Origin of the sequence: Kitasatospora sp. NBC_01250 (genome assembly GCF_036226465.1) — a bacterium.
Classification (GTDB): Bacteria; Actinomycetota; Actinomycetes; order Streptomycetales; family Streptomycetaceae; genus Kitasatospora.
Window position 1 is genome coordinate 3,611,453 of record NZ_CP108476.1, and the last position, 18,895, is coordinate 3,630,347.

At 72.1% G+C, this 18,895-nt stretch carries 22 protein-coding genes and 1 pseudogene; 7 read left to right on the plus strand and 16 right to left on the minus strand.

From position 1 onward, the window contains the following. Positions 1 to 96: 96 nt before the first annotated feature. Both OG500_RS14650 and OG500_RS14655 read left to right on the plus strand, forming a co-directional pair. A complete protein-coding gene (locus OG500_RS14650; RefSeq protein ID WP_329580512.1) occupies positions 97 to 1,341 on the plus strand; it encodes a PTS transporter subunit EIIC in 1,245 nt (414 codons plus the stop codon). 253 nt (positions 1,342 to 1,594) lie between these two features. Then, positions 1,595 to 2,851, plus strand: a complete 1,257-nt coding sequence (locus OG500_RS14655; RefSeq protein WP_327067120.1) for a PTS transporter subunit EIIC — start codon at positions 1,595 to 1,597, stop codon at positions 2,849 to 2,851. A gap of 74 nt (positions 2,852 to 2,925) precedes the next feature. Here the strand turns inward: OG500_RS14655 and OG500_RS14660 are convergent, their stop codons facing one another. Then, the gene (locus tag OG500_RS14660) at positions 2,926 to 3,672 is read right to left on the minus strand and encodes an MBL fold metallo-hydrolase (protein WP_329580516.1); all 747 of its coding nucleotides are present in this window, start codon (positions 3,670 to 3,672) and stop codon (positions 2,926 to 2,928) included. 212 nt (positions 3,673 to 3,884) lie between these two features. Continuing rightward, on the minus strand, positions 3,885 to 4,085 hold the full coding sequence (locus tag OG500_RS14665; protein WP_327067122.1) for a MerR family transcriptional regulator: 201 nt from the start codon (positions 4,083 to 4,085) through the stop codon (positions 3,885 to 3,887). Positions 4,086 to 4,252: 167 nt separating this feature from the next. Between OG500_RS14665 and OG500_RS14670 the strand changes: the two genes are divergently transcribed. Then, complete coding sequence (locus OG500_RS14670) at positions 4,253 to 4,807, plus strand: type II toxin-antitoxin system PemK/MazF family toxin (protein ID WP_329580519.1); 555 nt, start codon at positions 4,253 to 4,255, stop codon at positions 4,805 to 4,807. Positions 4,808 to 4,886: 79 nt separating this feature from the next. Here the strand turns inward: OG500_RS14670 and OG500_RS14675 are convergent, their stop codons facing one another. From OG500_RS14675 to clpS, 6 genes are all read right to left on the minus strand, one after another. Continuing rightward, positions 4,887 to 5,855, minus strand: coding sequence for a PLP-dependent cysteine synthase family protein (locus OG500_RS14675; RefSeq protein WP_327067124.1), 969 nt, complete (start codon positions 5,853 to 5,855; stop codon positions 4,887 to 4,889). After that, the gene (locus OG500_RS14680; protein ID WP_184937747.1) at positions 5,855 to 6,133 is read right to left on the minus strand and encodes a MoaD/ThiS family protein; all 279 of its coding nucleotides are present in this window, start codon (positions 6,131 to 6,133) and stop codon (positions 5,855 to 5,857) included. The genes OG500_RS14675 and OG500_RS14680 overlap by 1 nt, the downstream gene beginning before the upstream one ends. 118 nt (positions 6,134 to 6,251) lie before the next feature. After that, positions 6,252 to 6,356 (minus strand): putative leader peptide, encoded by a 105-nt coding sequence (locus OG500_RS14685; protein ID WP_327067125.1) that lies wholly within the window; start codon positions 6,354 to 6,356, stop codon positions 6,252 to 6,254. Between the two features lie 134 nt (positions 6,357 to 6,490). Continuing rightward, positions 6,491 to 6,922: a M67 family metallopeptidase gene (locus OG500_RS14690; protein WP_329580525.1), complete on the minus strand. Its 432-nt coding sequence runs from the start codon at positions 6,920 to 6,922 to the stop codon at positions 6,491 to 6,493. Between the two features lie 62 nt (positions 6,923 to 6,984). Further along, positions 6,985 to 7,569, minus strand: coding sequence for a DUF2017 domain-containing protein (locus tag OG500_RS14695; RefSeq protein ID WP_327067127.1), 585 nt, complete (start codon positions 7,567 to 7,569; stop codon positions 6,985 to 6,987). A 68-nt stretch (positions 7,570 to 7,637) separates the two neighbouring features. After that, on the minus strand, positions 7,638 to 7,931 hold the full coding sequence (gene clpS / locus OG500_RS14700; RefSeq protein ID WP_327067128.1) for an ATP-dependent Clp protease adapter ClpS: 294 nt from the start codon (positions 7,929 to 7,931) through the stop codon (positions 7,638 to 7,640). Positions 7,932 to 8,112: 181 nt separating this feature from the next. Here clpS and OG500_RS14705 point away from each other — a divergent pair, with 181 nt between their 5' ends. Next, positions 8,113 to 9,468: a nicotinate phosphoribosyltransferase gene (locus OG500_RS14705; protein ID WP_327067129.1), complete on the plus strand. Its 1,356-nt coding sequence runs from the start codon at positions 8,113 to 8,115 to the stop codon at positions 9,466 to 9,468. Between the two features lie 119 nt (positions 9,469 to 9,587). Continuing rightward, positions 9,588 to 10,175 carry an isochorismatase family protein gene (locus OG500_RS14710; protein WP_327067130.1) on the plus strand — a complete coding sequence of 196 codons (588 nt, stop codon included), beginning with the start codon at positions 9,588 to 9,590 and terminating at the stop codon, positions 10,173 to 10,175. A gap of 22 nt (positions 10,176 to 10,197) precedes the next feature. On the opposite strand, the gene OG500_RS14715 is transcribed toward OG500_RS14710, so the two are convergent. After that, positions 10,198 to 11,355: a hypothetical protein gene (locus OG500_RS14715; protein ID WP_329580529.1), complete on the minus strand. Its 1,158-nt coding sequence runs from the start codon at positions 11,353 to 11,355 to the stop codon at positions 10,198 to 10,200. Positions 11,356 to 11,665: 310 nt separating this feature from the next. On the opposite strand from OG500_RS14715, the gene OG500_RS14720 reads away from it, so the two are divergent. Both OG500_RS14720 and OG500_RS14725 read left to right on the plus strand, forming a co-directional pair. Beyond that, positions 11,666 to 12,193 carry a hypothetical protein gene (locus OG500_RS14720; protein WP_329580532.1) on the plus strand — a complete coding sequence of 176 codons (528 nt, stop codon included), beginning with the start codon at positions 11,666 to 11,668 and terminating at the stop codon, positions 12,191 to 12,193. 107 nt (positions 12,194 to 12,300) lie between these two features. Further along, entirely contained in the window at positions 12,301 to 12,603 is a 303-nt protein-coding gene (locus tag OG500_RS14725; RefSeq protein ID WP_184937733.1) for a hypothetical protein, read from the plus strand. Positions 12,604 to 12,766: 163 nt separating this feature from the next. On the opposite strand, the pseudogene OG500_RS14730 reads toward OG500_RS14725, so the two are convergent. The 7 genes and pseudogenes from OG500_RS14730 to OG500_RS14760 form a co-directional block, all read right to left on the minus strand. Next, a pseudogene (locus OG500_RS14730) lies at positions 12,767 to 13,066 on the minus strand (glyoxalase); the annotation flags it as partial. Continuing rightward, positions 13,042 to 13,539, minus strand: coding sequence for an HIT family protein (locus OG500_RS14735; RefSeq protein WP_329580539.1), 498 nt, complete (start codon positions 13,537 to 13,539; stop codon positions 13,042 to 13,044). The gene OG500_RS14735 and the pseudogene OG500_RS14730, both read right to left, overlap by 25 nt. 5 nt (positions 13,540 to 13,544) lie before the next feature. Next, complete coding sequence (gene mycP, locus OG500_RS14740) at positions 13,545 to 14,825, minus strand: type VII secretion-associated serine protease mycosin (protein ID WP_329580542.1); 1,281 nt, start codon at positions 14,823 to 14,825, stop codon at positions 13,545 to 13,547. A gap of 71 nt (positions 14,826 to 14,896) precedes the next feature. After that, a complete protein-coding gene (locus OG500_RS14745) occupies positions 14,897 to 16,450 on the minus strand; it encodes a PPE domain-containing protein (protein ID WP_329580544.1) in 1,554 nt (517 codons plus the stop codon). A 70-nt stretch (positions 16,451 to 16,520) separates the two neighbouring features. Next, positions 16,521 to 17,222 carry a hypothetical protein gene (locus OG500_RS14750; RefSeq protein WP_329580548.1) on the minus strand — a complete coding sequence of 234 codons (702 nt, stop codon included), beginning with the start codon at positions 17,220 to 17,222 and terminating at the stop codon, positions 16,521 to 16,523. A 121-nt stretch (positions 17,223 to 17,343) separates the two neighbouring features. Further along, the gene (locus OG500_RS14755) at positions 17,344 to 18,033 is read right to left on the minus strand and encodes an endonuclease V (RefSeq protein ID WP_329587579.1); all 690 of its coding nucleotides are present in this window, start codon (positions 18,031 to 18,033) and stop codon (positions 17,344 to 17,346) included. A 157-nt stretch (positions 18,034 to 18,190) separates the two neighbouring features. Further along, entirely contained in the window at positions 18,191 to 18,874 is a 684-nt protein-coding gene (locus OG500_RS14760) for an RDD family protein (protein ID WP_327067137.1), read from the minus strand. Positions 18,875 to 18,895 lie beyond the last annotated feature (21 nt).

Here is an 18,895-nt window from a genome sequence, read left to right on the forward strand (position 1 = left end):
TTCCCAAAACGTGCGGGGTGGTGCCGGTGTTCCCGCAACCGCCCACCGCCCGGACCGCTCGCGGCTCCGGCCTGCCGGAACTGCGGAAGGACGATGATGAGCTCGGCGAGCCCCGCGGTCCCGCGCAAGCAGCGGTGGCAGACCTTCTACGGGGGCCTGCAGAAGATGGGCCGCTCGCTGCAGCTGCCGGTCGCCGTGCTCCCCGCCGCCGGCATCCTCAACCGCCTGGGCCAGCCGGACATCTTCGGCCCCGAGGGCAAGGTCGCCGACTGGCCGGACGTCGCCAAGGTGCTGTCGGGCGCCGGTGGCGCACTGCTGGACTCCTCGCTCGGCCTGCCGCTGCTCTTCTGCGTCGGCGTCGCGATCGGCATGGCCAAGAAGGCCGACGGCTCGACCGCGCTCGCGGCGGTGGCCGGCTTCCTCGTCTACTTCAACATCCTGCACCAGTTCCCGGTGAAGCCGCCGACCACGCCACCGAGCTACCAGAACCCCGGGGTCTTCGGCGGCATCATCATGGGCCTGATGTCCGCCTGGTGCTGGGTGCGCTTCCACCGGACCAAGCTGGTGGACTGGCTGGGCTTCTTCAACGGGCGCCGCCTGGTGCCGATGGTCATGGCCTTCGTCGGGCTGGTCTTCGCGGTCCTGGCCCTGTGGGTCTGGCCGCCGATCGGGACGGCGCTGACCCACTTCAGCAAGTGGCTCTCCGACCTCGGCTCGCTCGGCTCCGGCATCTTCGGCGTGGCGAACCGCGCGCTGCTGGTGATCGGCATGCACCAGTTCCTGAACACCTTCATGTGGTTCCAGTACGGCAGCTACACCAAGCCCGACGGCACCGTGGTCAACGGCGACATCAACCGCTTCCTGGCGGGCGACCCGACGGCCGGGCAGTTCACCTCGGGCTTCTTCCCGATCATGATGTTCGCGCTGCCCGCCGCCGCCCTGGCCATCGCGCACTGCGCCAAGCCGCACCGCCGCAAGGAGGTGATGGGCCTGATGACCTCGGTCGCGCTGACCAGCTTCGTGACGGGCGTGACCGAGCCGATCGAGTACTCCTTCCTCTACGTCGCCCCCCTGCTCTACGTGGCGCACGTCCTGCTGACCGGGGTGTCGATGGGCGTCACCTGGGCACTGGGGGTGCACGACGGGTTCAGCTTCTCCGCCGGCCTGATCGACTACCTGATCAACTGGACCCTGGCCACCAAGCCCTGGCTGATCATCCTGATCGGCGCCTGCTTCGCGGTGGTCTACTACGCGCTCTTCCGCTTCATGATCACCAAGTTCAATCTGATCACCCCCGGCCGCGAGCCCGAGGACGAGGTCGAGGACACCACCAGGGACTGAACCCGGTGGCCCCAAGGGCCGTCATGGCCCAGCGTGAGACAGCTCACGGTTCGATCGCGATCCAGTGGGATGATCGTTAATCCACAACAAGGTTTCGATTTCATAGCGCTTCCCACCTGCGGGCCTTTCTGCCCTTCCAGCCCCTCTCGGCCCGTGCTACAAAACTGGTCTACACCACTAGTGGTGTAGACCAGTTCGCGTACCGGCCCCGGCCGCACCCCACCCGGTACGCCCTGTCGTGAGGAACCACCCCATGAGTACGACTGCGCAGGCACCGGCGCCCGCCGCACCATCGCCCCTCAAGCAGTTCGGGCAGAACTCCCTGCAGAGCCTGCAGAAGATCGGCCGCAGCCTCCAGCTGCCGATCGCCGTCCTGCCGGCCGCCGGAATCCTGCTGCGCCTGGGGCAGACGGACGTACAGGACAAGCTGCACCTGCCGGCCAAGCTGGTCGCCACCTTCGCAGCCGCCGGTCACGCGGTCTTCGACAACATGCCGCTGCTCTTCTGTGTCGGCATCGCCATCGGTCTCGCCAAGAAGGCGGACGGCTCCACCGCACTCGCGGCCCTCGTCGGCTACCTGGTCTTCCACAACGTCCTGACGGTCTTCCCGATGTCCGGCAGCGTCACGGCCGCCAACCCGGCCGGCACCCCGCAGAACCCGGGCGTGCTCGGCGGTGTGGTCATCGGCCTGCTGAGCGCGACGCTGTGGCAGCGCTACCACCGCACCAAGCTGCCCGACTGGCTCGGCTTCTTCAACGGCCGCCGCCTGGTGCCGCTCATCATGGCCTTCGTCGGCACCTTCCTCGGCATCGCCTTCGGCCTGGCCTGGGGCCCGGTCGGCGACGCGCTCAACAGCTTCAGCAACTGGGCGATCGGCCTCGGCGCGGTCGGCTCCGGCATCTTCGGCCTGATCAACCGCGGGCTGCTGCCGGTCGGCATGCACCAGTTCGCGAACACCTTCTTCTGGCAGCAGGCGGGCACCTTCCACGACGCCTCGGGCAAGCTGGTCCAGGGTGACCTGAACCGCTTCTTCGCCGGCGACCACAGCGCCGGACAGTTCATGTCCGGCTTCTTCCCGGTCATGATGTTCGGCCTGCCCGCCGCCGCGCTCGCCATCGCGCACTGCGCCCGCCCCGAGCGCCGCAAGGCCGTCATGGGCATGATGATGTCGCTGGCGCTGACCTCGTTCATGACCGGCATCACCGAGCCGATCGAGTTCGCCTTCCTCTTCATCGCCCCCGCGCTCTACGCCGTCCACGCGGTGCTGACCGCGCTGTCGATGATGATCACCTGGGCGCTCGGCGTGCACGACGGCTTCACCTTCTCGGCCGGCGCGATCGACTACGTCTTCAACTGGCACTTCGCCACCAAGCCCTGGCTGATCATCCCGATCGGCCTGGTCTTCGCGGTGGTCTACTACGTGGTCTTCCGCTTCGCGATCACCAAGTTCAACCTCCCGACCCCGGGCCGCGAGCCCGAGGACGAGGTCGAGGACGTCACCAAGGCGTGACGCCCGCGCACTGACCGCATGCGAGAGGGGCACCGGCCGCGGCCGGTGCCCCTCTCGCATGTCCGTCTCCCCGCTCAGATCTCGTACGTCGCGCCGGCCTTGGCCAGCTCCACCGGGCCCCGGAACGCGGCCTCGGCATCGCGCAGGTTGCGCTGCGGATCGGTCCACGGCGGGATGTGGGTGAGCACCAGGCGGCGCGCACCGGCGGCGGCCGCGTGCTCGCCGGCCTCGCGGCCGTTGAGGTGGATCGACCGCACGGTCTCCTTGCCGTCCGTGAAGGCGGCCTCGCACAGGAAGAAGTCGCAGTCCCGGGCCAGCTCGATCAGCTCCGGGCACTCCCCGGTGTCGCCGGAGTAGACCAGCGACCGGCCACCGTGCTCGATCCGGAAGGCGTAGGCCTCCACCGGGTGGTTGACCCGGATCGCGGTGACCGTCAGCGGGCCGAGCGCGAAGGTGCCGGGGGTCAGCGTGTGGAACTCGAAGACCCCGCTCATCCCGGGCTGCTCGGGCATGTCGTAGGCGCGGGCCAGCCGGCCCGGCGTGCCCTCGGGACCGTAGACCGGCAGCGGCTCCGGGCAGCCCTCCTGGCGGTAGTTGCGGGCCACGAAGTAGACGCACAGGTCGACGCAGTGGTCGGCGTGCAGGTGGCTCAGCGCGACGGCGTCCACGTCGTACAGGCCGATGTGGTTCTGCAGGGCGCCGAGCGCGCCGTTGCCGAGGTCGAGCACCAGGCGGTAGCCGTCGGCCTCGACCAGGTAGCTGGAGCAGGGCGAGTCGGGCGAGGGGAAGCTCCCGGAGCACCCCACCACAGTCAGTTTCATCCTGAGCCCCTCCGCCCGATCCAGGTCCCGAGCACGCCAGTTACCGCCGGGTCACACCGGCGGGTAGCTGCAGCGGTCGCGTGTCGAGAGTAAGGGCGGAGCGGCACTTTGCCCCCGCCCCCGTGCCGCGCTGTGGCTGGAATCACCAGAACGGGGCGGCGCGGGGGCGGGTCGCGCGCTCGGGCCGCGCGCGGGGGCGGACGCACCCCTTCTCAGCGGTGGCCCGGGCGGCGCACGGCCCAGGCCCGGATGGTGTCGGCGTACCAGCGCGGGTGGCCGGCCTGGTCGACGAAGTCGGGGTCGGGGAGCAGGCCGTGCCGGCGGTAGCTGCGCACGGTGTCGGGCTGGACTCCGATGTGGCGGGCGATCTCGGCGTAGGACCACGCGTCGCCGTTGCTGCGCTGACTGCTCATCTGGCGCCACCTCCGGGTGTTCCGAGAGCTGAGCTAGGGGCTTGCCTGAACGATTTCCGGTGACGTGAGGGGCGCGGGTGTCGGCCGGGCCCGGTGATGGATCCGTGACAGAGCGGAAACGGGAAGCGGATAAATTCTCAACTGTCACAGCCCGGTACGGTCAGCACATGAATCACTCGCATGGCGTCCCGCCCACGCTGATCGGGCTGATCGTGCTGGCCGCCCTGGCCCTGTTGATCGGCCTCGCGGTGCTTGCGGGCCGGCGCCGGGGCAGCGGATCGGGCGGCGGAACGGACCGCGGTCGCGGCCCCCGCCCGCCCCGGCCGCGCAGCGCACCGCCCGCGGGCCGCCCCGGGCCCGCCGGCCGGGACGAACGGCCCGGCGCGCGCCCCGGCGGGGCCGGGCGGACGCCCGCGCCGCGCGAGATCTGGTGGGCCGAAGTCCCCTTCGAGGACGGCCCCGGCAGCAAGGACCGCCCGTGCCTGGTCCTGCGGGTGGACGGGCGCACCGCCACCGTCGCGAAGATCACCAGCAAGCACCACGCCGAGCTGCCCGGCGTCCTCGCCCTCCCCCCGGGCACCGTCGCCGACCGCCAGGGCCGGGCCAGCTGGCTGGAGTTGGACGAACTCCGGCAGGTCCCGCTCACCCACTTCCGCCGCCGCGTCGGCCCGGTCGACAGCCACCTCTGGGCCCGCGTCCAGAGCGCTCACCCGTCCAGGTGAACCCCACCCGCATGCCCCCTGACACCGCCGTGGCCGGTTCCCCTGCTCGGGGGCCGGCCACGCCTGTGGTGCGGTGGCGTCACGCCCAGAGCTGGCCCTGGAGCAGTTCGACGGCCGCCTCGGTGCTCTCGGCGGTGTAGATGCCGGTGGACAGGTACTTCCAGCCGCCGTCGGGGACCACGAAGACGATGTCCGCCTGCTCGCCCGCCTCGGCCGCGCGCCGGCCGACGCCGAGCGCGGCGTGCAGGATCGCGCCGGTCGAGACGCCCGCGAAGATGCCCTCCTCGGCGAGGAGTTCACGGGTGCGGCGGACCGAGTCGGCCGAGCCGACGCTGAACCGGGTGGTGAGCACCTCGGCGTCGTAGAGCTCGGGGACGAAGCCCTCGTCCAGGTTGCGCAGCCCGTAGACCACGTCGTCGTAGCGCGGCTCGGCAGCCACGATCCGCACGCCCGGCACCTTCTCGCGCAGGAAGCGGCCGACGCCCATCAGGGTGCCGGTGGTGCCGAGTCCGGCCACGAAGTGCGTGACCGTGGGCAGGTCGGCCAGGATCTCCGGACCGGTGGTGGCGTAGTGCGCCCCGGCGTTGTCGGGGTTGCCGTACTGATAGAGCATCACCCAGTCGGGGTGCTCGGCGGCCAGCTCCTTGGCCACCCGCACCGCCGTGTTCGAACCGCCGGCGGCGGGCGAGGAGATGATCTCCGCGCCCCACATCCGCAGCAGTTCGCGCCGCTCCTCGCTGGTGTTCTCCGGCATCACGCAGACCATCCGGTAGCCCTTGAGCTTGGCCGCCATGGCCAGCGAGATACCGGTGTTGCCGCTGGTGGGCTCCAGCACGGTGCAGCCGGGGGTGAGCCGGCCGGCGGCCTCGGCCCGCTCGATCATGTAGAGCGCCGGGCGGTCCTTGATCGAGCCGGTCGGGTTGCGGTCCTCCAGCTTCGCCCACAGGCTGACCCGCCCGTCCGCGTTGCCGGGAATGGCGGCGGACAGGCGGGGCAGCCGGACCAGCGGGGTGTTGCCGACGGCCGCGAGCGGGCTGTCGTAGCGCATCAGCGGGAGCCGCCGGCGACGGCGGGCAGGATGGTGATGCTGTCACCGTCCTTGACGCCGGTGGCGATGCCCTCCAGGAAGCGGACGTCCTCGTCGTTCAGGTAGACGTTCACGAACCGGCGCAGGTCGCCGTTGTCCAGCAGGCGGGCGGCGATGCCCGGGTGGCGGACATCGAGGTCGGCGATGAGCTCCCCGAGGTTGGTGCCGGCGCCTTCGACGGCCTTGGCACCGTCGGTGTAGGTACGGAGGATGGTCGGGATGCGGACCTCGATGGCCATGGCTGCGCTCCTGGGCGGGTGAGAGGGTGCCGCGGGCGCGCGGCGGGGGTGAACTGGCTTCGTGACGTGCGACGGGACGTGCTGCGCGGCCTCCCCGTACGGGCGGGGCGATCGCGGTTCAGGTGCCGGGACAGATGGCCGCGGCGTGCCGGCACAGGTCGATGTGCAGGCGCGCCACGAGGCGGGTGCCCGGGGCCTGAGTGCTCACATCGACGGAACGCATGGGCTCATCGTATAGATTCCCGCCCCGGTTCCGACATGAGTGTCTCGCAGACTGGATGCTTTTCGACCACGCTGTGAGATTCCCTCGCGGCCCGCCCCGTCGCTCCTGCACCGGGGGCGATCCCGGCGCCCCGGTCAGGCGGCGGCGCCGTCGACGACCGTGACCTCCTCCTCGGTGATCACGCCCTCGACGATCCGGAACGAGCGGAACTGGAACGGGTCGTCCGCACCGGTGCCCTCGGCCGTGGAGACCAGCACGTAGTGCGCGTTCGGCTCGGAGGCGTAGCTGACGTCCGTGCGCGAGGGGTAGGCGTCGGTGGCCGTGTGCGAGTGGTAGACCACAACCGGCTCCTCGTCCCGGTCGTCCATCTCGCGGTACAGCTTGAACAGGTCGGCCGAGTCGAACTCGTAGAACGTGGGCGAGCGGGCCGCGTTCAGCATCGGGATGAAGCGCTCGGGGCGGTCACTGCCGGCCGGGCCCGCGACGACCCCGCAGGCCTCGTCCGGGTGGTCGGCGCGGGCGTGGGCGACGATCGCGTCGTGCAGCTCTCGGGTGATGGTCAGCATGCGGCCAGGATAGGGCCCGGCCGTCCGGGGCCCCGGGCTCGCCCGGGACCCGCCGGACGGGCTCAGCCCGTCATCGCCTCCAGCAGCGACTCCTGCATCGCGCCGAGCCAGAGGTAGGCCATCACCAGCGGCTTGCGCTCGTCGCTGTCGGGCAGGCTGTACAGCCCCTGCTCGTCCTCCTCGGTGACCTCCAGGCGCACCCCGAGGGTCAGCCGCAGGTCGTTGAGCGCGCTCAGCCAGCGCGGGCAGTCCTCGGTGCTGGGCTGCAGCACCCCGCCCCCCTGGCCGACGGTGTCCAGCGAGCGGATCACCAGCAGCGCGTCCTCGCGCTTGCGGGCGCGCAGGTCCAGCTCGGTGTACCGGCGGAACTCCCCGGCGGCCGCCTTGGTCCCGGCGTCCACCGGCTTGCCGGGCTCGCCGTAGGCGTCGGGGAAGAGCCGGGCCAGCGCGGGATCGCCCGGCGCCTCGGTGGGCCCGTCGGCGAAGAGCGCGGCGAACGGGTCGGCCTCGGCACCGGGCGCCTCGCCGGGGCCTGGACCGATCAGCTCCAGCATCTGCACCTCGAGCGAGCGGAGGATGGCGACCTCCACCTCTTCAAGGGCGATCGCGGCGCCGCCGTCTCGGGTCCGCTCGAACAACCCAGCCATCGTCAGGTAACCGTCCGGTTCTCGTAGGTGTCGTTGGATCAGCCGGCGCCCCGCCGGCCGACGGCGGGTCAGTCGTGCTGCAGCGTGGCCCACAGGCCGTAGCCGTGCATGGCCTGCACGTCGCGCTCCATCTCCTCGCGGGTACCGCTGGAGACCACCGCGCGGCCCCGGGTGTGGACCTCCATCATGAGCTTGCGCGCCTTCTCCTTCGGGTAGCCGAAGTAGGCCTGGAAGACGTAGAGGACGTAGCTCATCAGGTTGACCGGGTCGTTGTGGACGATGGTCACCCACGGAGTGTCCGGCTCCGCCACCGGGAGACTCTCGGCCTCGGGGCGTTCGATCTCGGCCGGCGCGACACTCACGACTGGCTCTCCTCATCGGTGGCTCGCGGGGCCCGGAGCGGGTCCAGCCGGATCCGGGCATGCTTCGGTACAGCTCGTCTGACCTCCCATGCTGCCATCCGGGGGACCTCGGAGCGATTCCGACCCGGCCCTCGGGCAGGAAATCGTCAATCTGACGCTAAGTGGTAGTAGCATCATCCTCATGGACGCCCAGGCATTCGCGGCGACGCAGTCCGCCGCGCCCACCTCGCCGACAGCCGGCTCGACCGCGCTGCTCACCGACCGCTACGAGCTGACCATGCTGCAGGCCGCACTGCGCAGCGGCACCGCGCACCGCCGCTCGGTCTTCGAGGTCTTCACCCGCCGGCTGCCCGACGGCCGCCGCTACGGGGTGTTCGCCGGCACCGGCCGGGTGCTGGACGCGGTGGAGAACTTCCGCTTCACCACCCCCCAGCTGGACTGGCTGGCCGACCAGCGCGTGGTGGACGAGGCCACGCTGAGCTGGCTGGCCGACTACCGCTTCAGCGGCGACATCCACGGCTACCCGGAGGGCGAGGCCTACTTCCCCGGCTCGCCGCTGCTCACCGTGGAGGGCAGCTTCGCCGAGGCGGTGATCCTGGAGACGGTGATCCTCTCCATCCTCAACTTCGACTCGGCGGTCGCGGCGGCGGCCTCCCGGATGACGGCCGCCGCAGGGGAGCGGCCGTGCATCGAGATGGGGGCCCGCCGGGCCCACGAGGCCGCCGCCGTGGCCGCCGCCCGCGCGGCCTACATCGCCGGTTTCGCCGCCACCTCCGACCTGGCGGCCGGCTTCGCCCACGGCATCCCGACCACCGGCACCGCCGCGCACGCCTTCACCCTGCTGCACGACAGCGAGCGGGACGCGTTCACCGCGCAGCTCGACTCGATGGGCACCGGGACCACGCTGCTGGTGGACACCTACGACCTGGCCGAGGCGGTGCGCACCGCCGTCGAGGTGGCCGGGCCCGAGCTGGGCGCGGTACGGATCGACTCCGGCGACCTGACCCTGCTCGCCCACCGGGTCCGCCGCCAGCTGGACGAGCTGGGCGCGCGCAGGACCAGGATCATCGTCACCTCCGACCTGGACGAGTACGCCATCGCCGCCCTGGCCGCCGCCCCGGTGGACGGCTACGGGGTCGGCACCAGCCTGGTGACCGGCAGCGGGCACCCGACCTGCGCCATGGTCTACAAGCTGGTGGCCCGCGCCGCCTCGGCCGGTCCCGAGGCGCCGCTGGTGCCGGTGGCCAAGCGCTCGGCGGGCGCCAAGTCCAGTGTGGGCGGGCGCAAGTGGGCCGCTAGGCGCCCGGACGCGGACGGCGTGGCCGAGGCCGAGGTGGTGGGCACCGGAGCGCTGCCGGAGCAGCTCGCACCGTACGCGCTGCAGGTCCCGCTGGTGCGCGGCGGCGAGATGGTGGGACGCGAGCCGCTGACCGCCGCACGCGAGCGGCACCTGCGCTCCCGGGCCGCGCTGCCGCTGTCGGCCACCCAGCTCTCCAAGGGCGAGCCGGTGCTGACCACCGAGCTGCTGCTGGGCTGACGGGCGGACGCCAGGGGCGGTATCCCGCCGGTGCCGCCCCTTCCGCCCCCCACCCCCACTCCCTAGAGTGGCCACACTCCACTCCCCTACCCCGACCGACCGCCTGCGAGGAACCAGCCATGCAACGGGCCCTGATCGTCATCGATGTGCAGAACGACTTCTGCGAGGGCGGCAGTCTTCCCGTCGCCGGCGGCGCCGAGGTCGCGGCTGCGATCACCGAGCTGATCGCCACCGCCCGCAGCGAGTACAGCCACATCCTGGCCACCCGCGACCACCACCACGACCCCGGGGCGCACTTCTCCGCCGACCCCGACTTCGTCGACAGCTGGCCGCCGCACTGCGTGGCCGGGACGGAGGGGGTGGGCTTCCACCCCAACTTCGCGCCCTCGGTGACCTCCGGGGCGATCGAGGCGGTCTTCGACAAGGGCGCGTACGCGGCCGCGTACAGCGGGTTCGAGGGCGTCGACGAGAACGGCGGCTCGCTCGCGGACTGGCTGCGCGAGCGTTCCGTGACGGCGGTGGACCTGGTCGGCCTTGCCACCGACCACTGCGTGCGGGCCACGGCGCTGGACGCCGTGCGCGAGGGGTTCGCCACCCGGGTGCTGCTCGACCTGACCGCGGGCGTCGCGCCCGCGACCACGGCCGCCGCGCTCGACCAGCTGCGCGAGGCCGGAGTGGAGCTGACCGGAGCCCCGGCCCTGGGGTGAGGCGCTGGGCGGCGGGTGCCGCTCAGCCCTCCGACAGCAGCAGTTCGACGAGGTCGGCCCCGCCCACCAGGAAGGTCTGCCGCAGCTGCTCCGCCACCGCCGCCGGCTCGCCGGCCAGCCGCTCGGCGTCGAGGTAGACCACCCGGACCCCCAGGTACTCCATCCGGTGCTGACCGGCCCGCACCCAGGCCTGCTCGCCCTCGCTGACGCAGCGCAGCTCGGAGTCGACCTCCACCGCCACCCCCGCCTGCGGCCAGTACAGGTCCGGCACCGCGACGAAGGTGCCGCCGCGCATCCGCAGCTCGGGGCCGACCAGCGGAGCGGGCAGCAACTCGGCGGCGGCCAGCTCGATCACCGACAGCAGCGCCGACTCACGCTCGGCGGCGAGCAGTTCGTCCACCGCCGCCCGGACCCGCGGGACCTCGATCAGGTGCGCCTCGCGCAGTTCGGCGATCAGCTCGGCGAGGGTGCAGCCCGGCTGCGCGTCGGCGGCGGTCCCGGCCACCGCCTCGCGCAGCACCGAGCGCAGCGCCCGCGGCTCCAGCCGCACCGCCGGCCCGGCGGACGGCCCGGTCGCCGGGCTCACGGACTGGCTCACGGACTGGCTCGCGGGCTGGCCGGCACCCGTCCCTGAGGCCTCCGCGGCGCACTGCTCGGCACGCTCCGCCTCGGCCGCCGCCTCGCCGTCGATCCACTCGCGCAGCGCGTCCGCCACCGCCCTGGCCACCGGCGCGCAGGCCAGCCCGTGCACCTCATGAGCCTCCAACTCCCGTGCGGTGCGCTGGATCCGCACGTCACCGGCGTCCCGCAGCCGGCGCTGCCTGGGCACCAGCACCTGCACGCCGGTGACCGCCGGGAGCCGGGGCACCGCGGTGAACCCGTAGAGCGCGAGGGCCGCGGCGCCGGTGATCACCGCGCCCTCCCGGCTGCCCGTCTCGCGGCCGTTCTGCGCCGCGTAGAGCAGCGCGGCCCACATCCGCTGCTCGGGGGTCGGCGCACCGGTCTGCAGCAGGTAGACCCGGGGCAGCAGGCGCTGCCAGGGACCGCCGCGCCGGCAGTGCTCACTGACCACCCGGGACGGCACGCCGCGGGCGCGCAGCTGACTCGCCGTGATCACGTTCTGCTGGCGGCGGGCCAGCTCTTCGAGCGAGGGGACCGAGGAAGGGATCTGGTAGCTCATGCGACAACCCTCCCCTGTCACCCGGTCGCCGCATTCACGACCTGACGCACCGTTACTGAACCGTCGTCAAATCGGGACAGCCCAGCACTAAAGTCGCCATACCCTCACTCAAACGGAGTAATTAGGAGCAAAGTACTTGCAGATTGCATCACGACCTGAACCACACCCCGATTTCGGGCCCGGACCGTGACATCCGTCATGACGGACGAGTGACCCTTTCGCACTGGCCCCGATGGGCCGCCGCCCGGCAGAATCATGATCACCGGCGGGGCGGAGAGCGCGAGGCCGGACGGAAAACGGGGAGTCCGCCATGTTCACGAAGACCGCCGAGCCGGCCGGGACCGACGCCGCACCCAAGGGGCTCGCCGCCATCACCGAGCCGATCGAGGAGCTCAAGCTCCCGGTCTGGTTCTTCGGCTTCGAGGCCGTCTTCGCCTGCGCCTACGACCTGATCAAGGCCTACCCGGTCCTGCTCCCGGTGCTCGGCGCGCTGGTCGTCGCCAACATCGCCGTCTCGCTGACCATGATGCGCAAGCGCCTGCGGCTGGCCAAGGCGCTCTGGCGCGGCAAGGAGACCCGCAAGGTCGCCATCGGGCTGCTCGCGCTGCGGCTCGGCAGCCACTTCGTCCTCAACGCCGTCGGCGTCACGGTCACCAGCACCGCCGCCCACCTGGTCTTCGGCGTGGTGATGGCCGCCATCACGGTCGGCCTGCTCGCCTTCACCCAGCAGACCGCGCTGCGCGCGCTGGAGAACGCCCGGGCCAAGGCCGCCCAGGACGCCCTGCACCTCGTCCCGGCCGCGCCGCTCGCCGCCCAGGACAGCCCGGCGACGGCCTGAACCGGCCGGGGCCGGCGCGCGGCACCGCGCGCCGGTGTGACCCGGGCCACGCCCCGGGAACACTCCCTCGGAACAAGTCCCGCAGAGGCATTGCCTACCATCAGGGCATGCCATATGACGAGACATCAGGTCTGAGCGCGGCGCAGCTGCGCCTGGGCCGGCTGCCCGGATACGTCCGGCAGCCCGACCCCGCCCGCCGGGCCGGCGAGCGGGGCTCGACGTACAAGAAGGGCTGGGAGGTCCGCTTCACGGCCCGCAGCGAGGCGGAGATAGCAGAGATCCGCGAGTTGCTCGTCGCGGCCGGGTTCGCACCCGCCCGGCCCTTCTTCAAAGGCCAGCAACTGATCCAGCCGGTGTACGGCATGGCGGTGGTGCGGACCTACCTGGAGGCCCGCGAACTCGTCGCCTGAACACCGTGGCCCGCGCACGACCCGCACCAACCGCACGACCAGCACCACCCGTGCAGCCAGCACGGACCATGGCACCGAGACTGCGCGAGCCCGCGAGGGGCGACCGGCAGCCACGGTGACGGGGGACCCCAGCTCTGCCGGCCCGATGAGTGGCCCAACGCCGTCAGCCCTGCTTCGGCTCCAGGAACTCCAGCCGGTTGCCCACCTTGTCGAAGGCGTAGAACCGGTCGTACCCGGGGAACTCGCCGTCCCACTGCACCGGGTGCCCGTGTGCCTCCAGCCGCTCGCCCAGCGCCCGCAGCCCGTGCACCAGGATGCCCGGGTGCGCCTTGCGGGCGGGCACGAAGTCCTGCTCGACGCCGAGGTGCACCTCCGGCCCGCCGCCCCGGAACCAGCAGCCGCCCCGGGCCGCCGGCACCGGCGGCTTGACCAGCTCGGTCATCCCCAGGGCCTCGCCCCAGAACTCTGATTGCGGTCGAGACAGGCACGCAGCCGCCGGGCGAACGCATCCACCGCCGCCGGCGCGGGCGCGGGGTGCGCCGGGTTGTCGATCAGCGTGAAGACGCCGGGCCCGAGCAGTTGCGGATCCAACTCGGCCGGCCGCGGCACCAGGTGGAAGTGCAGGTGGCTGAAGCCCGGTGCCTCGGAGAACTGCGCGAGGTACGTCTTCACGCACCCCGTCACCTCCGACAGCGCCCGCGACAGCCGCACCTGCCACCCCCCGAGCGCCGCCGCCTCCTCGTCCGTGAGCTCGGCGATGGTGGTCACATGCCGCCGCGGGACCAGCACCAGCCACCCGAGCAGCCCCACCCCGACCGCGTGCGCCACCCGCCAGTGCTCGTCCAGCGCCACCGACTCGCGCGGCGGCAGGTCGGGCAGGAGCGCGGTGTTGGCGCAGGAGAAGCAGGTGGCTGTGGCGGCGGCTTCGGCAGGCACGCGGGTCAGCTCCTGGGGTCGTGGTGCTGGGGCGGGTAGGGCGCCTGATGGGGCTGCTGAGGCGGATACGGGGGCGGGTAGGCGCCCGGCGCCGGCACGCCGTTGGGGGCGGCCGGGGCGGCGGCGGCCGGGCGCCGGTTGGCCCGGCGGATCAGGAACGTCACGCCGAGCACGATCAGCACCAGCACCCCGCCACCGGCCCCGTAGAGCCAGAGCGTCGATCCGCCGTGGCTGCCGCCGGTTGCTTGCGGCACCGGCGCCGGCGAGGACGAGTCCGGCGCCCCCTGCGACTCGACGCGGGTCAGCAGCGGGTTGTCCTTCGGCCCGTTGTCCACCGCCGGGTTGGGGGCGAGCGCCTTGGAGGGCGAGGCGATCCCGTAGCCGTAGCGGTCGTTGGGCACCTGGCTGTGGTCGGGGGGCGCGGCGGCACTGGTGATCATGCGCCGGATGACCTGACCGGCCGAGAGCGCGGGGTACTTGGACCGCACCAGGGCGGCGATGGCGGAGACGTAGGCGGTGGCGTCGGAGGTGCCAGAGGTATAGCGGTAGTCGGTGGGGGAGTTGCTGCCGGGACTGGTGATATCTACACCGGGTGCAACAAGGCTGATCTCCGGGCCTCGATTGGAGCGGTCCCAGACCGCTCCCTGTCGGTCAATGGCACCGACCGCAACTACGCCCGGAAACGCAGCGGGGTAGTCGATTGGAGAACCACTGATGTTCCCGAAGTTCCCGGTTGCCGCCACCAGCACAACGTCCCGGCTGACTGCATAGTTGACGGCCGCCCTGGCTGCGGTGTCGGTCCGCATGCCACCCACGTACAGGGACATATTGACAACCTTCGCCCCATGGTCAACTGCGTAGCGCAAGGCGTCAGCGAAATTCACCTGCTGCCCGGATGCGACATTGCCATCTGCATCGAGCGGCACCCTGATCGGCAGTATCTTCGCCTTCGGCGCCAATCCCATAACGCCAGAATCAGCGCCGTGACCGTGCCCAGCGATCAGCCCGGCCATCCCGGTGCCGTGTCCAACTGCGTCCTTCTTGCCATTGCTGTGTTCCCCAGAGAAGTCCGCGCCATCTAGGACCTGACCGGTCAGGTCCTGGTGGTCAGGATCAACTCCCGTATCGATCACCGCGACGGTCACACCGTCACCCTGGCTGATCGGCCACACCTTGGTATCGGCCTGGTAGGCCTGCAACGGCCACTGCTGATCCCTGGTGCTGTCCGCGAGGGCAGGCGCAGCCGCCAGCCCCCACACCAACGCCCCCGCGGCGAGGACGGCCATCCCCCGCACCGGCCGACGACTCGCCACTGTCGGTCACCCCATTCCTCGAAGCTGTCACCTCAGACGGTGACTCATTCCACCACGCCCGGGTTGACGCCCTTGTCCGACATCCAGGTCTCCTCGTCCTCGACCAGGTAGTCGGCCCGCTTGCCTTCCTTCCGCTTCTTCCGGCGGGCCGCCTGCGTCCCGCCCGGCAGCAGGCCCGGTTGGGGCCGCTCCGCGGCGGCGGCCTCGGACTCGCTCGCCGCCCGGCCGCGCAGGCCGAGGCCGCTGCCGCCCTCGGTGAAGCCCTTGCGCTGCGCGCTCTCGGCCCGGCCGACCATCGCCTCCTCGCCCTCGCCGACCACGGACCCGCCGCCGCCACCCCTCCGGGCAGCACCGACGCGCCCGAAGCCGCTGCTGCGACCAGCTGCTGACGCTTCCTCGGCCGGGCCGAGACCCTGCCGCGTCGCACCGGGACGTCCGGAGCCGCCGGCCGATTCCTCTGCGCCCTCCTCGCCGGGCGTCGACCCGCCCGCACCTGGAGGCCGGTTCGACTCCGCCTCACCGTTGAAGGCCCCGGCGGAGAGCCGGGGATCCACCGTCGGAATCCGTCCGGCGCCGGTACCGAAGCCCATCGGCGGCATGCTGCCCGAGCCGCCCCCACCTCCGACCAGACCGGTCGGACCGCCCGAGGGCGCGGCCGAGGGCGGCCTTGGCGCAGCGACAGCAGTGGCGTCGAGACCGGTCCCGTTGCCCGTGACGCTCGACTGCGCCGCGGGAGCTGACGGCCCGGAGGCCGGGCGGGCAGCATGCGAGTCGGCCTTGTGGTCGGCGACGGGCGCATCCGCGCCGACCGCCACCGACTTCAACGGCTTCGGCGCCGGATTGGCGACGCCACCCTTGATCCCGGCGTCCGTCGGCGCCACGGGCGCGCAGGCCGACGGACGCGGCGGGGCGACTGCCGGAGCAGCCGGTACCTCGGAAACACGGCCCACCACCTGGGTGTTCACAGGGGCCGAGGTGTAACCGCCGATGGCACCGAGGCCAGCGCCCATCACGAAGGCGCTTAGGGCAGCTTGCGCCGTTGGGTCCGGCGGCGGGACATTGTCCACATCTGAGGGGCCTGAGATGGGAGGCGGCGGCTTCAGCACCGGCGTCGCCGTCCGGTACTTGTTGGCCAGGGTCTGCATGACCGCGACCGCTTCCGACTTCTTCTGATCCTTGATCGGGATCTGCGTACTGTCGTCCTGGATCCCGACCGCGTTCTGCGCGGTGTCGGAGATCGCGTTGCCGACCTGGGACCAGAAGCCGGGCTCCTCGGGCATGTCGTGCTTGGCCTGGTCGATCGCCTCGGACATCATCTGCAACGTGTTGGCCGCGTCGTTCGCGTACGCCGCCGCGTTGTTGACGCTCGTCGCCAGCTTCGTCATCTTCGAGTAGAAGGCGTCGCTGGTGTTGCCCTGCCAGCTGTAGGTGGCGTCGCCGGAGGCCGTGTCCAGGGCGGTGCGGATCTTCTTGAGGGTGTCCGACGCCCGCCGCCAGGGGTCGCTGGCGGCCATCACATCGCCCGAGTTCAGGGCCTCGACCATCTTCCGCAGCGCGCTGTGGCTGTAGCCGTTGAAGTCGGTGACATCGGCACTCACGATCGCACGCCTCCGGTCCCGCGGTCGGTCCCGCGGTCGGTCCTGCACTCGGTCCTCTGCACGGTTGTCATCACCACGTCGGCTGCTCCACCGGTCCGCTGTCCCCGTCACCGTTCTCGTCCGTCACCCCGGGCCGCGTGGAGTTGCCCTTCCCCGCCGCACCCGGCACCCCGCCACCCGGCGCCACCGCGCCAGGCACCGCCCCGGGCACTGCTCCAGGCGCCTCCCCCGGCACCTCCCCAGGCGTCACCGCCGGCGGCTCCTGCGGTGCCTCCGCCGCCGTGTCCTTGACCGCCGTCCGGCCGGCGGGCTTCGCCGCCGAGCGCCCGGCGACAGCGCCCGCCACCACCCCGGCGGCGCCCGCGCCGTAGGTGATCGGCGCAGGGGTCGCGGTGCTGACCGACCAGCCGTCGGAGGAGACCTTCAGCGTCTGCGCCGTCCGGTGCTCCTGCTCCTCGTAGTTGGTCGCGGTCAGATCGGCCTTCCGCTGCGCGTCGTCGATCGCCTCGTGCAACGCGCTGAGCACGTCGCGCAGGCCGTCACGCATCAGCTCGTACTGGTCGTGCAGCGCCTTGGCCTCGGCGAACTCGCCGAAGGAGGTGCCGCCCACGCCGGTCCTGGCGTGCGTGGTGGGCCCGTCGGCGCTCGCCTGGAACTCCGCCAGCAGGCCGCGGACCTGGCCCGCGAACGCGCGCAGGCTGTCCACCTCGACCTGGTAGCCCGAACCGGCACCGCCCGTCGAACCCGATCCGCTGCTCCCCTTGTCGGCCACGGTTCGTGCCTCCCCCGTTTCACCCCGTCATGCCCGTCGTGTTCGCGTCAGTCCCGAACCGACTCAGCTTCCCAAGTATTCAACTCAACTCCAACCCCGCCGTGCAACACCCGGCGTCCCGTCAGGAGTCGACCGGCAGGCTCGCCGCCAGCGTCCTGCGGCACAGCGAATCGGCCTGTCGGGTGGTCTCCGGCAGGCGGTAACGCGGCGTCAGCGCGAGGGCGACGGCGACCGCCTCGGTCAGCCCGATCCGGTGACCGACCGACACGAAGACCGGCTTCACCCCTGCGCGGGTACGGAGTGCACGGCCCACCTCCTCGCCGGTGTCCCGGTCGAGCAACGGGGACCAGGCGCCGCGCTCGGGTGCCGGGTCCCGGTGCTCGAAGCCGAACGGCGTCTTGGCGACGCCCAGGGTCGGCAGTCCGGTCAGCACGCCGAGGTGGCTGGCCAGCCCGAGCCGGCGCGGATGGGCCAGGCCGTAGCCGTCGCAGACCACCAGGTCGGGCCGCTGCCGCAGCCCGGCCAGGGCGTCGGCCACGGCGGGGACCTCGCGGAAGGCCAGCAGCCCCGGCAGGTACGGGAAGGCGATCGGGCCGACGGCGGTGGCCTCCTCGACCACCTCCAGGGTGCCGAGGTCGAGCAGCACGGCTGCCGCGGCGACGGTGTTCCGCTCGTCGTCGTACGCCACGTCCACCCCGGCCACCAGCGCGCCGGGGGCGGGAGCCGGCCCCTGCGGTTCGACCAGCGGGCGCAGCCGCCGCTGCTCGGCGAGCGCCGCCTCCTCGGTGCGCGGCCAGCTCGCCAGGTCCACCCGGGCCGGCGCCTCGGCACCCGAGCCGGGCACGCCGCGGCCGTCGGCAGGGCAGTCGGCAGGGCGGTCGGACACGCTCACGGTTTCCCCCGAAGTCGGTACGGACGTCGCGGACCACGCTAGCGCTGCCGCCGGCGCGGTCCGCCCGCACCCACCCTCACCGGGTGGAAACCACCACCGTCTTCGCCGCCTTGTCGTGCAGACACTGCCGGTAGGGCTTGTTGAACACCCCGAACATGCCGTCGACCAGCCACCAGATCCCGCAGCAGATCGCGGCCGGCAGCGTGTAGACCGCCGCTCGGGTCCACGCGGCGGAGCTGACCGGGCTGCTGCCGTCGGCCAGCATCGCGACGCGGACGTTCATCACCTTCTTGCCGAGCGTCTGGCCGTCCCGGGAGAGCATCACGCCCTCGTAGACCAGGTAGAGGGCGTAGTAGACCCAGACCCCGTCGGTCCAGCCGTCCCGGTTGCCGAAGCCGGTGAAGGGCAGCACCACCACGAGCGCGATCACCTGGATGAGCACGTAGTCGATCACCCGGGCCAGGATCCGGTGCGGCCAGGTGCCGAGCGGCGGCATGCCGGCGGGCTGCCCGGCGCCCGGGGCGCCGTAGGGCGATCCCCCCGGCCCACCGCCGTGCGGGCCGCCGTCGTACGGACCGGCGCCGTGCGGGTCGCCCCCGAACGGGCCGCCCGTGTAGGGGCCGGCGCCATAGGCGTTGGTGTCGTACGGGGAGCCGTTGGGCGGGGTCTCCCCGGGCGTGCTCGACGAAGGCGGCTGCTTGTCGAAGGAGGGCTTGCCGCCCCCTTCCGGCTCAGAGCTCGAAGGGTCGTAGGTGCTCATAGGGAGAGTAGAACACCGAAA